The organism is Pseudotabrizicola sediminis, assembly GCF_004745575.1.
Taxonomy (GTDB): domain Bacteria; phylum Pseudomonadota; class Alphaproteobacteria; order Rhodobacterales; family Rhodobacteraceae; genus Pseudotabrizicola; species Pseudotabrizicola sediminis.
Genome location: NZ_RPEM01000001.1, coordinates 82,603 through 96,542, shown reverse-complemented (window position 1 = coordinate 96,542; position 13,940 = coordinate 82,603). Strand labels below are relative to the sequence as shown.

11 protein-coding genes and 1 tRNA gene are annotated in these 13,940 nt (G+C 62.4%); 3 read left to right on the top strand and 9 right to left on the bottom strand.

Going from position 1 to position 13,940, the window contains the following annotated elements; translation table 11 throughout:
• Positions 1–11: 11 nt before the first annotated feature.
• The 6 genes from EEB11_RS00460 to EEB11_RS00435 all read right to left on the bottom strand — a co-directional run bounded on the left by EEB11_RS00460 (position 12) and on the right by EEB11_RS00435 (position 7,687).
• Entirely contained in the window at positions 12–2,390 is a 2,379-nt protein-coding gene (locus tag EEB11_RS00460; protein WP_135428366.1) for a xanthine dehydrogenase family protein molybdopterin-binding subunit, read from the bottom strand.
• Between the two features lie 9 nt (positions 2,391–2,399).
• A complete protein-coding gene (locus EEB11_RS00455) occupies positions 2,400–2,885 on the bottom strand; it encodes a (2Fe-2S)-binding protein (protein ID WP_135428364.1) in 486 nt (161 codons plus the stop codon).
• Between the two features lie 49 nt (positions 2,886–2,934).
• On the bottom strand, positions 2,935–3,459 hold the full coding sequence (locus tag EEB11_RS00450) for an SRPBCC family protein (RefSeq protein ID WP_135428362.1): 525 nt from the start codon (positions 3,457–3,459) through the stop codon (positions 2,935–2,937).
• 82 nt (positions 3,460–3,541) lie between these two features.
• Entirely contained in the window at positions 3,542–5,740 is a 2,199-nt protein-coding gene (locus EEB11_RS00445; protein ID WP_135428360.1) for a hybrid sensor histidine kinase/response regulator, read from the bottom strand.
• Positions 5,737–6,897, bottom strand: coding sequence for an FIST N-terminal domain-containing protein (locus EEB11_RS00440; protein ID WP_135428358.1), 1,161 nt, complete (start codon positions 6,895–6,897; stop codon positions 5,737–5,739). Before EEB11_RS00440 ends, EEB11_RS00445 begins: the two co-directional genes overlap by 4 nt.
• A 55-nt stretch (positions 6,898–6,952) precedes the next feature.
• Complete coding sequence (locus EEB11_RS00435) at positions 6,953–7,687, bottom strand: response regulator transcription factor (protein ID WP_135428356.1); 735 nt, start codon at positions 7,685–7,687, stop codon at positions 6,953–6,955.
• A gap of 191 nt (positions 7,688–7,878) precedes the next feature.
• Between EEB11_RS00435 and EEB11_RS00430 the strand changes: the two genes are divergently transcribed.
• The gene (locus EEB11_RS00430) at positions 7,879–8,355 is read left to right on the top strand and encodes a lytic transglycosylase domain-containing protein (protein ID WP_135428354.1); all 477 of its coding nucleotides are present in this window, start codon (positions 7,879–7,881) and stop codon (positions 8,353–8,355) included.
• 10 nt (positions 8,356–8,365) lie between these two features.
• Positions 8,366–9,409 carry a lysine-2,3-aminomutase-like protein gene (locus tag EEB11_RS00425; RefSeq protein ID WP_135428352.1) on the top strand — a complete coding sequence of 348 codons (1,044 nt, stop codon included), beginning with the start codon at positions 8,366–8,368 and terminating at the stop codon, positions 9,407–9,409.
• Positions 9,410–9,445: 36 nt separating this feature from the next.
• On the opposite strand, the gene EEB11_RS00420 is transcribed toward EEB11_RS00425, so the two are convergent.
• Entirely contained in the window at positions 9,446–10,627 is a 1,182-nt protein-coding gene (locus tag EEB11_RS00420; RefSeq protein WP_135428350.1) for a BaiN/RdsA family NAD(P)/FAD-dependent oxidoreductase, read from the bottom strand.
• Positions 10,628–10,794: 167 nt separating this feature from the next.
• Between EEB11_RS00420 and EEB11_RS00415 the strand changes: the two genes are divergently transcribed.
• Positions 10,795–10,869: transfer RNA gene (locus tag EEB11_RS00415), tRNA-Gln, on the top strand.
• 504 nt (positions 10,870–11,373) lie between these two features.
• Here EEB11_RS00415 and EEB11_RS00405 read toward each other — a convergent pair.
• Positions 11,374–12,771, bottom strand: coding sequence for a primase-helicase family protein (locus EEB11_RS00405; protein WP_135428345.1), 1,398 nt, complete (start codon positions 12,769–12,771; stop codon positions 11,374–11,376).
• Between the two features lie 364 nt (positions 12,772–13,135).
• A complete protein-coding gene (locus tag EEB11_RS00400; RefSeq protein WP_135428343.1) occupies positions 13,136–13,900 on the bottom strand; it encodes a hypothetical protein in 765 nt (254 codons plus the stop codon).
• Between the last annotated feature and the right edge of the window lie 40 nt (positions 13,901–13,940).

The window sequence follows — 13,940 nt, the reverse complement described above, 5'->3', positions numbered from 1 at the left end:
GTGATCCCCCCTTACGCGTTCATCGCCTGCCACACCCGGTTGGGCGAGACGGGCATGTCGATGTGTTTCACATGGGTGTGGCCGCCACGCTGCAGCGCGTCGATCACCGCATTCACCACCGCCGGGGGCGATCCGATGGCCCCGGCCTCACCACAGCCTTTCACCCCAAGCGGGTTGTGGGTACACGGTGTGCTGCACGAATGATCGACCGTGTAGAACGGCACATCATCGGCGCGCGGCATCGCATAATCCATGTATGACCCGGTCAGCAACTGGCCGGTATCATCATAGGTGGTGCTTTCCAGCACCGCCTGCCCGATGCCCTGCCCCACACCGCCATGCACCTGGCCTTCAACGATCATCGGGTTCATCACATTGCCGAAATCATCGGCACAGGTGAAGGCCACCACATCGACCTTGCCGGTGCCCTCATCGACCTCGACCTCGCAGATATAGGCGCCTGCGGGATAGGTGAAGTTGGCGGGGTCATAGAAGGCGGTTTCCTCCAGCCCCGGTTCCAGCGTTTCCAGCGGGTAATTGTGCGGGACGTAAGCTGAAAAGGCGATCTCGCCAAAGGTCTTGGCCTTGTCGGTCCCCGCCACGCTGAATTTGCCATCGGCGAAAGTGATGTCGCCTTCGGCCGCCTCCAGCATGTGGGCTGCGATCTTCTTGCCCTTGGCGATGATCTTGTCGATGGCGCGGTCCATGGCCGACCCCGCGACCGCCAGAGAGCGCGAGCCATACGATCCCATCCCGAACGGGATCTTGGCGGTATCTCCATGCACGATCTCCACCGAGGACGCATCAATCCCCAGCTTTTCCGCCACGATCTGCGGGAACACGGTTTCATGCCCCTGCCCGTGGCTGTGTGCCCCGGTCATCACCGAAATCGTGCCGGTGGCATTCACCCGCACGGTCGCCGCATCATAAAGGCCAACCCGTGCACCCAGCACGCCCACCAGATGCGATGGCGCAATGCCGCAGGCCTCGATCCAGGTGGACAGTCCCATGCCGCGCAGCTTGCCGCGCGCTGCACTTTCTGCGCGCCGCGCCTCGAAGCCCGCCACATCGGCAAGCTCCACCGCTTTGTCCAGCGTGGCCTGATAGTTGCCGGTGTCATAGACCAACCCAACGGGCGTGGTATAGGGGAACTGGTCGGGCGTCAGCAGGTTGCGCCTGCGCACCTCGAACGGGTCAAGACCCAGTTCGCGGCACATTTTGTCCACCACACGCTCGATGCTGTAGGTTGCTTCTGGGCGACCAGCCCCGCGATAGGCATCCACCGGCGCGGTATTCGTGAAGACCGTCTTCACGTTCACATAAACATGCGGCACCTTGTAGGGCCCCGCCATCAGCGTGCCATGCAGAAAGGTCGGCGTGGCGGTCGAGAAGTTCGACAGATACGCCCCGACATTGGCATAGGTCTCGGTCCGGATCGCCAGAATGTCGCCCTGCGCCGTGCAGCCCAGTTCGATCTTGGTCACATGGTCGCGGCCATGCGCGTCGGACAGGAAGCTTTCGGTCCGCTCTGCCGTCCAGCGCACCGGGCGGCCAAGGCGTTTGGCGGCGGCCAGCACCAAGGCTTCCTCGCCGTAGTGATAGATTTTCGAGCCAAAACCGCCGCCCACATCGGGGGCCACGACCTGCAGCTTGTTTTCCGGGATGCCCATGACAAAGGCGCAGATCAGAAGCCGGGTCAGGTGCGGGTTCTGGCTGGTGGTGGTCAGCTTGTAATCGCCGGTGCCCGGGAAATATTCGCCGATGCTGGCGCGTGGCTCCATCGCGTTGGGAACCAAGCGGTTGTTGGTCAGTTCCAGCGTGATGACATGCGGGGCGGCCTTCATCGCGGCATCCACGGCGGCGCGGTTGTCCTCGATCCAGCCCCAGTCGAAACAGATGTTGTCGGGAATCTCGTCATGCACGCGGTTGGACGCATCCGCCGCTGCCGCCTTCATGTCGACGATTGCGGGCAGTTCCTCGATCACCGTCGCGTCCGACAGCACCTGTGCGGCATCCTTGGCCTGCGCGTAGCTTTCCGCGATGACGGCGGCATAGGCGTCGCCCACATGGCGCACCTTGCCATGCGCCAGCACCGGGCGCTTGGGTTCGCGCATGGGCGTGCCATCGCGGCTGTTGATCAGCCAGCCCGCCGGGTTGCCGCCGACATCCTTGAAATCCTCGCCGGTGAACACGGCCAGCACGCCGGGCATGGACTCAACGGCCGACGTGTCTATCGACACGATCCGGCCATGCGCCACGGTAGAGCGCACCATCACGGCATGGGCCTGGCCAAACAGGCTCAGGTCATCGGTGTAAACGCCACGGCCCGTCAGGAACCGCACATCTTCGCGGCGCTTGGTGGATGCGCCTATTCCGGTATCTTTTGGCATCTGATCCCCCTATTCCGCAGCAATGGCGTCTGCGTCCTGACCGGACGCGGCGAGAACCGCCTTGACGATGTTATGGTACCCGGTGCAGCGGCAGATATTGCCCTCCAGCCCGTGGCGCACCTGCGCCTCTGTCGGGCGCGGGTTTTCGGCCAGTAATGCGGCGGTGGTCATCACCATGCCCGGTGTGCAGAAACCGCATTGCAGCCCGTGATGGTCCTGAAATGCCTGTTGCACCAGGCCAAGGCTGCCATCGGCATTGGCCATACCTTCAATCGTGCGCACCTCCGCACCCATCACATCCATCGCGAACACGGTGCAGGCTTTGACTGCCTTGCCATCGACATGCACCACACAAGCCCCGCATTGGCTGGTGTCGCAGCCGACATGGGTGCCGGTCAGCCCCAGCCCGCCGCGCAGATAGTCCACCAGCAAGGTGCGCCCCTCTGCCTCGGCCGAGACGGATTTTCCGTTCACGGTCATCGTGACTTTTGTCATGTTTTCCTCCCTTGGATTGGTCCTGGGTACGTTTTTGCGGTTCAGGTGATCAGGTGATCAGCCGCTTGAACCAGCCTTTTTTCGGTGCGTCATCTTCGCCTTCGGGCGCCGCTTCTGCCGCTTCCGGTTCGGCCGGGCCTTCCACGGCGGTCTGGAAGCGGTTGAAGAACTCATCCGCCATCTTCTTGGCAAAGCCGTCAATGATCCGGCTGCCCAGCTGCGCCAGCTTGCCGCCGACATTGGCCTCGACGTCATACGACAGCCGCGTGCCTTCGGGGATCGGTTCCAGCCGCACCACGGCGCCGCCCTTGGCAAAGCCCGCAGGCCCGCCTTTGCCCTCGCCCGAGATTTTCACCGCCGCGCCTTCAATGATGTCCGACAGGGTGACGGCCCCCTTGAAGGTGGCCTTCACCGGGCCAACTTTTTGCGTCACCACCGCCTCGAACCCTTCGTCCCGGTTGCCGGTGACTTCGGTGCAGCCGGGGATGCAGTCCTTCAGCACCTCGGGGTTCAGAATGGCGGCCCACACCTCGGACGGTGCGGCCTTGATCTCTCGTGTATCGCTCATTTGCATGTGCACAGTCTCCCTTGGGCGGCAGATTAGGCGGCAGCACGGTCTGACGCTATGGAACATAAGTCGTAGGATACCCGACACATCAGGGCAGATCGCGCAGAAATGCCTCCAGCGCGCGGGCATCCATCGGCTTCATTAGCACCTCCACACCTTCGGCCTGCGCCAGCGCCTGCACTTGCACGCTGCGGTTGGCGGTGATCAGACGGGTGGGCACATCGCCATGCAAGGCGCGCAAGGTACGGATGAAATCAACCCCGGTCATGCCACCCCCAAGCTGATAATCGACCAGAAAGAAATCGGGCAGGATGCCCAGTTCGTCAATCAGCGCCAGCGCCGCTTCGCCGCTGTCGGCATCCAGCACCGACAGCCCCCATTTTTCCAGCAAAAGCCCCATGGCGCGACACAGGTCGGGGTCATTTTCCACCAGAAAGCCGATCTTGCCCTGCAGGCGCATTCTGGGGCGTGTGACTGCGGGTGCGGGCACCGGCAAAGCATCGGCGGTGGTGACGGACGGCAGTTGCAGCATGAAACAGGTGCCGCGCCCCAGCCGCGACGACAGGCCCAGCGGGTGGCCCAGCAGCGCGCAGGCCCGTTCCACAATCGCCAGCCCCAGCCCCATGCCTTCGCTGGCGGACGCCCGCGCGTTCAGCCGGTGGAACTCCTTGAAGATATTGTCCTGCTCCTCTTCGGGAATGCCGGGGCCGGTGTCCCAGACCTCCAGCCTTGTCATGCCGCCCCGCTTGCGCGCGGCCACCACCACGCGGCCCTGCGCGGTGTAGTGGATGGCATTGCCGATCAGATTTTGCAGAATGCGGCGCAGATAGGACGGGTCGGTCATCACCACCGCCTCCGACAGCCGCACCGTCAGGCGCAGCCCCTTGGCTGCCGCAATCGCGGTAAATTCTGCCGCCAGCTGCGCCAGAATCGGGCGCAGGGCCACCTGCCCCACCGACACCGCCGCGCGACCCGATTCCAGCTTGGAGATATCCAGAAGCGCATCCAGAATCCCCTCGACCGAGACCAGCGCATTCTGCGCCTTTTCCAGCGCCTCGACGGCTTCGGGTGGCACGCCTTCGCCGCCGATGCTGGCGATGAACAGCTTGGCGGCGGACAGGGGTTGCAGCAGGTCGTGGCTGGCTGCCGCCACAAAGCGCGACCGGCTGGCATTGGCGCGCTCGGCATGGGCCAGAGCATCCTCCAGCTCCAGCGTGCGGTCCATCACCCGCGCCTCCAGCGTTTCATTCGCGCGGCTCAGCGCGTGGATCGCGGCGCGTTCGGTGGTGACATCGGTAAAGCTCATCACGAACCCACCGTCGGGCATACCTTGGGCGAACACCGCAAGGATCAGATCATCACCGCGCCGCACCTCGAACGACAACGGGCTGCGGCCTGCCACGGCATTGACCCAAGCCTCCAGCCTTGCATCGGTCATCCCGTCCGACAGGGTGATCTCTTCGTGAAACCGCTGCAGCAGATGGTCGAACGATGCCCCCACCCGGAACCGCGCCACCGGAATCGCCAGCAGCTGCCCCAGCCGCGCATTCCACCCCACAAGCCGGGCATCCGCGTCAAAGATCGACACGCCTTGATTGATATGGTCCAGCGTGGCGCGGATCATTCTTGCCTGATCGTCCAGCAGCTTGCCCCGTTCCTGCCGTTCAGACCGGATGATATCGGTCACATCGGTCTGCAGGATCACCGTGCCGCCGTCCGCCGTGCGATGTTCGCTGACCTGCACCCAGCGGTCCCAGATCATGCGGACGTTGAAGATCACATGCCGGTCCTGATGCCGCCGCTTGCGCCTTATCGCCCAATGCTCGGGGCTTTCCCGGTCCGGCAGTTCCAGAAAACGCGACCGGCTGACGCGGTTGACATAGGCATCGAAGGTCAGACCGGGGCGCAGATCGTCGCGGATATCCTCCATATGCATGCCAAAGCGCGAGTTGCACAGCACCAGCACATCGCCCGCATCAAACAGCGCGAAACCTTCCTGCACCGTCTCGATCGCATTGGCCAGGTTCTGCCGCGCGGCCTCGGCGCTGCGGGTTGCCGCAGCCAGCCGGGCGTTCGAGTCGTTCAACAGATCCAGTGCGCGTTCCAGATCGCGGGTGCGGTCGCGCACCTGATCTTCCAGCATCGCCGCGCGCTGGAACTGCGCATAGGCCGCGCCATTGTCGTCGGTATCGGATTCCACCCGCCGCATCAGCACCTGGGCGATGGTCAGCAGCTTTTCCATCTGCCGTTCCGGCGGATCGGCGGGGTTGATCAGTGACTCGATCATGCAGGGTCCGGCGGATAGATCGCCACCCCGGTCATCGTATGGTTGACATGCATGGAATTCCACTGCTCGCCATAAGTGGAAAAGCCCACCACGTGCCGGTCGCGCAGCACGCCCGAAATCGCGCCCGACAGCTGCTTTTCCAAGGCCTCCATCCGGCGCAGGATGCAGTCGCAGGCCAGAATGGCGGCGGGCGGCCCTTGGTCGGACAGGCGACCAAGCTCTTGGTCCAGATGGGCGACCATATCCTGCGGCTCGGCCAGCGTCAGGACCAGCCCTTCATCAATCGCCGAAAAGAACACCAGATCGCCATTCTCCTCCATCTTCTGGATTGCCCGCACATGGTGACGCCCGCCCACCCGCACCACAACCGGGTGCGCGGCAAAGGTGAAGGTCGTCAGCTGTGCAGGGTCTTTGCCCAGCAGGCGCGCATATTCCTGCGCCGCCGGTTCGGCATTGATCTGGCGCACCACCCGCCGGGCAGGGTCGGCCTGCGTCACCACCATCCGCCGGTCGGTCGGCACCAGATGGTCAAGGTTGAACACCCGCGCGCGACACCGGCTGCGCACCAGCATGACAATCGCCGCATTGGTCAGTGCCTGCCCCTGCCAGATTACGTGGGTCTGCCCGAACCGCAATCCATCGGCCGCCGACCCGCCAAACAGCGGCACCGGCCCAAGACCCGAGGCGACGGCGGCGGCCAGATCATCCTCGGCGGTGGACAACCCGTCGACCATCATGAACGCGAATTCATGATCCCATCCGGGCTGGTCCCGCTGCAACCCGGTGCGGGCGCGGATCAGCTGGCCGATCAGGTCTTGCGGGCTGATGCGCGCAAGATCAGGCACCAAAAGGCACTCGGTGCTGAAATTGGCCGCCGGGAAACCGACCGCAACAATACCGCCCTCTGTATAGCCCTGCCGCGATATCTCTCCGGCGGTGGTGCAGCCGATCACCAGACCGGGCGGAAAGTGCTGGCCCAGATCCGTACAAAGCTGCGCCAGATCCGCCTCGGGTGATACGAACAGCACAACCCGAGAAAACGGCCCCGCTCCAAGAGCCTGCGACAGCTGCCGTGCCGCGTCAGGGGCGGCGGCGGGCACGCAGGCGCTGGTCAGCACGTCTGCCGCACCGCCGTTCACGCCACGCATCTTCTGCATCGCCGGTCCCCCCACGCCCAGAGGCTAGGCCGCGCCCTCTGCTTCGGCAAGCGGTTCAATCGCCTTCAGGCATCAGGCTGTCAAAACTGGCCCCGCGCGCGATCAGCACGGCTTGGGTGCGGCTTTGTACCCCCAGCTTGCGCATGATCGCGGTGACATGCGCCTTGACCGTGGTTTCGGCAATGGTCAGGTCAAAGGCGATCTGCTTGTTCAGCTTGCCTTCGCAGATCAACTGCAGGAGGCGCGCCTGCTGCCGGGTCAGCAGCGACAGTCGCGCCACAGCCTCCTCGCGCTGGCTGGCCGGGGCCGAGGGGTCATTGTGCGGGAAATACCCATCTGGGTGATAGGCTTGGCCCTGCCGGATCGCGTCAAACGCGGCGCGGAACACCTCGCGGTGGCTGTGCTTGGGCACGAAACCCGATGCCCCGGCGCGCAGGGCGGCACTGACCACCCGGTTGTCGGCCAGCGACGACACCACCACCACCGGCACCATACCCACCACCGACTTCAACCGGATCAGCCCGTCCAGCCCATCGACATCCGGCAGCTTCAGGTCCAGCACCACCACATCCGGCATCGGCGCACGTTCCAGCCGGGCAATCGCAGAGTCCAGCCGGTCGGCGGTTTCAATCCGCCCGATCCCCGCCACCGCCTTCAGCGTCATCGACAGGGCATCGCAGAACAGCGGGTGATCATCCACCACCAAAGCCGAATGCAGGCTGCGCGGCAGGTCTGCTTGGGGCCGGTCGGATGCGGGCGATAAGGAAGGGGGCAAGGGATGCACGGTCATGGCTCACCGATAAATCTGCGGTATCGCAGGTTAACAGGCTCGCAAGCCCCATGATACCCCGCCAAACGTCTTATCCCGGTCCGTATCGGAGTCTGGCCCACATCCGATCCCGTCAATGTCATTGCCGGGGGCTGGAGCGTGGGGCGCAGATGCTTTAGAACGCCGTGAACTCAAGGACAAAGGATCTGCCCATGCCCCCGATCTCGCGCCGCGCGGCCCTGTCACTTGGTCTTGCGCTGGCCCTGTCTGCCTGTGGCGGGCGCGATCATACGCGGACCCTTGCGGCCGGCGGCGGCCCGCTCCACCCGGGCGAGACGCCAGAACTGCGGGCGCTGATCCTGCGCTATGCTGCGGAATATGACGTGCCTGTCAGTCTGGTGCACCGGGTGGTGCAGCGGGAATCGCGCTACAACCCGCAGGCGCGCAACGGGCCCTACATGGGGCTGATGCAGATCCTGCCACAAACCGCGCGAACCATGGGGTTTCGCGGCGCTCCGTCCGATCTGCTCGATCCCGACACCAACCTGCGCTATGCGGTGAAATACCTGCGCGGGGCGTGGATGGTGGCCAACGGGTCGGAAGACCGCGCGGTGATGTGGTACTCAAAGGGCTATTATTACGAGGCAAAACGCCGGGGCCTGCTGGAAGCCACAGGCTTGCGCGGCTGACCTTGTGAGCATGGACGGCACATCGCCCTTGCGCCCGGCGCTGACCATCGCCGATCTGGTCGCCGACGGTCTGGCGCTGGCCGGTGATGCCCCGGTGCTGGAACGGGTGGCGCAGGACTTCCGCCTGCGCCTGACCCCGCAGATGCGCGCCGCGTCCGCCCGGTCCGCCGGCGTGGCGCGGCAGTTCGTGCCATCACCGGCAGAGCTGATCCAGCGGCCCGAAGACATGTTTGATCCCATCGGCGATGATTCCCATGCCCCGGTTCCGGGGCTGACGCATCGCTATCCTGACCGGGTGATCCTGCATGTCACGAAAACCTGCGAAGTCTATTGCCGCTTCTGCTTTCGCCGCGAAACCGTGGGCGACACCGGCCATCTGCCACAAGATCAGCTTGATGCCGCGCTGGACTATATCGCCCGCACCCCGGCAATCCATGAGGTGATCCTGACCGGGGGTGACCCGCTGGTGCTGTCAGCGCGCCGGATTGCCGATCTGGTGGCGCGACTGGTGGCCATTGCGCATGTCGGCGTGCTGCGTCTGCACACCCGCGTACCGGTGGTGGCCCCCGACCGGATCACCGATGCGCTGATCGGCGCGCTGAAGCAGCATCCGTCGGTCTGGATCGTGGTGCACACCAACCACGCCGATGAACTGACGGTGGACGCACGCGCCGCCCTGATCCGGCTGGCCGATGCGGGCATCCCGCTCTTGTCGCAATCGGTGTTGCTGCGCGGGGTGAATGACAGTGCCGATGCGCTGGAGGCTTTGTTCCGCGCGCTGATCCGGTTGCGGGTGAAACCCTATTACCTGCACCATTGCGACCTCGCGCGTGGTGCGGGCCATTTCCGCACCACCATCGCAGCCGGTCAGGCGATCATGGCGGAATTGCGCGGGCGGCTGTCGGGCACGGCTTTGCCGACCTATGTGCTGGATATTCCGGGCGGGTTTGGCAAGGTGCCCATCGGACCGGACTATCTGATGCCGGATGCGAACGGGTGGACCTTAACTGACCCGAACGGGAATCAGCATCAGTACCGCGATCCTGAAAGCTGATAATTTACGCGAAGAAAGTCGCGCAAGGCGTTGACTTCAAACAACCTGCCCCGCAGCCCAACCCGATGACCACGCCCACTGGAAGTTATACCCCCCCAGCCAGCCGGTCACATCCACCACCTCGCCCACGAAATACAGCCCCGCCACGTCCTTGGCCTGCATCGTGCGGGCGTCCAATGCATCGGTATCCACACCGCCCAGCGTCACCTCTGCGGTGCGGTAACCTTCCGACCCCACCGGCATCAGCCGCCAGTTGCGCAAGCCATCGGCGACCTGCTCCAGGCCCGCGTTGGACAGCGTGCCAAGCGGCCCGGCAGGTGCCACCACCGTTTCCAGATGCCGCGCCAGCCGTTCGGGCACCAGCCCTGCAAGGGCCGTGCGCAGCGCCAGTTTCGGCCCCTGCGCGCGGGCATCCCGCAACAGCGCCGCCATATCGCGCCCCATGCTGAGATCGACCGAAATCGCCTCTCCCTCGCGCCAATAGCTGGAGATCTGCAAAATCGCCGGGCCAGACAAGCCGCGATGGGTAAACAGCAGCCCTTCGGCGAATTCGGTCCGCCCATGCCGCACCCTGCCTTCAACCGACAGGCCCGACAGCGGCTTCATCCAGACCAGCTCTTGTTCGGCAAAGGTCAGCGGCACCAGACCGGGCCGGGTTTCCACCAGCGGCAGGCCGAACTGTTCGGCCAGCCGATAGCCAAAGCCGCTGGCCCCCATCTTCGGAATGGACTTGCCCCCGGTCGCCACCACCAGCGCGGCGCAGTGCAGCACCCCGCGCGGGGTCTCAACGCGGAACCCTCCAGCGGGTAGCCGCTCGACCACACCGACCTCGCAGCCCAGCCACAGCTCGCCGCCAGCCTGCGCCAGATCGCGCGTCAGCGCCTCCACCACCTGCGTGGCAGGCCCGTCACAAAACAGCTGGCCCAGCGTCTTTTCGTGCCAGGAAATGCCCCAGCCATCCATCCGCGCGATGAAATCCCATTGGGTAAAGCGTTTGAGCGCCGATAGCGCAAAGCGCGGATTGCGCGACAAAAACCTGTCTGGCACGATCTCCAGATTGGTAAAGTTGCAGCGCCCCCCACCCGAGATGCGGATCTTTTCCCCCGGCGCCTTTGCGTGATCAATCACCCGCACCCGCCGCCCGCGGCGTGCGGCCTCGATCCCGCAGAACAGGCCCGCAGCCCCGGCCCCCAGAACAATGACATCCAGTTTTTCCATGCCCGCCCCATAGCGCGCATGGGCTGCCGCGTCCATCTTTGCATTGCGGTTGGGGTGGCGCGGTCATCCCTGGAGTGAGGCACACCAGATGCCGCGGGCATCTTTGCATTTTTGTGATGAACCCCCTTGCACCCGCCAACACCCTTGGCTAAACACCGCCGCACGGTTGGGGCGTCGCCAAGCGGTAAGGCATCGGTTTTTGGTACCGACATACCCAGGTTCGAATCCTGGCGCCCCAGCCAACCACTCACCCTGTTCGTGGTGTCAAGTTTTCCAGTAGCTTAGTGTTTGCACCCTCGGCTTAAGTGCCCCAAGGGGTGCCCCAACGGGTGTGACGGGTGATGGGTTTGACTGTTACGGGGGACCAGGGGAACGGCCCCTAAAGCAGTGTGTAATCAACCCCGTTCGCTGAAAACTCCCGTTCGTCTTGCAGGTTCTCGCCTCTTGACCCAATCTCCAGATGGTCAGGGTTAATGCAGCGTCGATTATTGCAGCGATGACGGACCACATCGTCGTAGCCCGCCCGCATCTCAGTCAAGATGCAGAAGATGAAGCGATATGCATAAAGTTGTCGTCCTCTAAATCGAACCTTTCTGGCATCCAGCGTCGGCGTTTCGATGCAGCCGGTATCAGCGACTACCCCCTCTGCGACCAGAGATAAGGCCCGCGAACGAGCCTCATCCAGATACCGTGAGAGTATCTCTTCAAACCACTGTTGTGACTCATCAACGTACGAAAAGTCATTGTTATACTGTGATAATTTCAAAGTTATCGTCCTCCGGCTTCACTAGCGGTTCATCATAGCCGTCGGGGCCCTTGACCCTGCCACGAGAAACGATGAAGCCCGGTCTTACCCAAACCTGCCGTGCATAATCAACGCTACCCCACTTAACCGCACACTTGCTCCAGCCAAGGTCAGACATCAGATGCTTGGTAGTGTTGATGTTGGCCTTAAGGGTACCGGTCACCAACTCCACGACCTTGGCCTCAGGCAGCGCGTTGACCCCTCGCTGATCGAGAAGCTCCTGCAGTTGGTCAAGTATGGTTGCACGTCCACTGCCAAAGACCTGACGCATGATCTCCGTACCATGGGTATCTACGTTCAGCGTCTTTGCTGAAAAGTCCTCTGGAAGCACGCGTGCCATCAGAGCGTTGTACAGTCGGGCGACATTGGCAGGGTCCTCCCCCCACGCCTCCAACCTGCCCACCAGCCCTGCAAACTCCTCACCCCTTGGCCCACGCGCATATCCGTCATGATCCACATTGACGATGTAGTAGCGTCGGTCCTCTGGCTCGATCCAGAATGGTAGATGATTGCTGGTTAGAACAAGACAGACCCGCTGCTCGACCCTCTCAGTTTCCTTGCCTTTTGCTTCTCCAGCTGTGAATTTCTCAGTGATGTAGGTCTTCAGGGTGTTGGCATCCCCACTACCCGGCTTAAGATTGACCTCTTCGCAGACGACCAGTTTGCTACGAAGAAGCGTCATGTTGAACCGACCGGTGAGTTTATCGATGTTGTTCTGGGTGACTGCGTTCGCCTCGCCAAAGAGCCTGATCAGGATTCGTCCCAAGGCGCTCTTACCGGTCCCCATCCTAGCCGAGTAGAAGAAGGGTGCCCAGTTTGGTTTGTCCCCTTCGTTCTGAAGCGACCATGCGAGCCAGTTCAGAAACATCTCCTTCTCAGCCGCGCGCGAGAAGAACCAGTCAAAGAACTCCCCCGCTACGCCTTGGTCGGCTTCCCCTATGCCCAACTGACGATAGGCAGGCGCTCTCCACACGTTGATAGTTGCCACCCCACGCTCAACGATTATCCTGCGGGCATCACCCGGACGACAGATCACCCGCCCATTCCACGGCAAAATAGTCTGGTCGGCAACAGTATGGCGAGTATGGATCGTCCGCTTCAGGACTGCACTCATCAGGGCGCTCGTGAGCGGGACTTCTGGGTACTCCTCACGAAATCGGATCATGGCCGTCTGTTCAATGTCGACCCGCGACCGCTTGTGCCCCAGATCGTCTACGTCAAAGTAGCTGTTATCAAGCCGAACGAACCAGCTTGCCATTGCCCGTGCCAGAAGTGTGAGGTGTTCAGGGTCATAGCCCTGTGCCGCTACTACGAGCGGCTGCATATTTATGATGTTCATAATTTCTCCAATAATCGTATGTCCTAACAGCGAGAAAAGGCAGCGATCACAGACCACGACAGGCTGCAAAACCGTGCAAAATTGGCGCGGTCTTTGGCCATCTCTTCTCTATTAGAGCATGCTGGTAGATTATTGTTTATTATCAATATGTTAGAAAAACTGCCAAATTGCGTTCGCCAGCCCCTCTCTGACCATCGATCTTGGCTCCCGTGGCACCCGTAAGGGCATGCTTACCAGCCATCTGGCCAACAGCAGAAAGCTCACTCAAAGGCTCCTTCGAAGTTCGATCAGGTACCCAAAATCTGCCAAAAAAAAAGGAAAATACTCGACCCCGGCAACCGAAGCTGCCGAGGCCTTGAGGTCTTCACCATGGAGCTCTGATCGTCAGAAACAGGTCTGCGAATGATGATAGGCCAGGGGCGGGCACGTCAGGAAATGCCTCGCTGACAGTCGCCCAAGCCGCCCTTGGGCCTCCCTTCACCTGCTCCCAAAGTTCTTGCTGCGACGGCACGCTCATACCGCACACTTCCTGAGCCTCAGCCCCGTTCGCCTTCGCTGGGTTGAAGGCAACATCAAGTTCATGCAGGTCTTGCATAGTCAGGCAGGCATCGGCTAGCTCCCACGTGGTGGCTGCTACGATCACGGCGATGCCATAGACCGGCCACGCTTCGCCAAGAGTTGCTGTAAGGTTTCGAGTTGCTCCTGTGGCTGTCCTCCTTGCTATGCGGCCATTGGTATCGCCTACGGCATCCTTGAGCAGCAGCTTGTTGCCCCGGTACGTTACAAGCTGATCCTTCCTGAGAACCGCCACCTCATCAAGAAGCTCAACGTTTCTTTTGCTAGTGGCCTTGAGTTTGGTATCCAGATCCACCCCCCTCCTCTTCGCGGCATCTAGCTCACCCTGTAGCCTGCTGTTGCCTGTCTTCGCGGTTGCAAGTTCAGCCTCTAACGTCGTTGCCTTCCGATTGGCATCTAGAAGCCTTTCACCAGCGAGCCCCACTACAGAACCGAGTCCGGTCACCGTCTCGAAAAATCCGCTAACGACACTTGCAACCGCCGACACCGATACTGTCCCAATGTTCATGGCGATCGAGAGGAAAAGCAGGAAGCCTAAAAGCTTAGGACGCATTGTCTATCCCCTAAGATTTGACCCCGCCACCGTTGGCAGC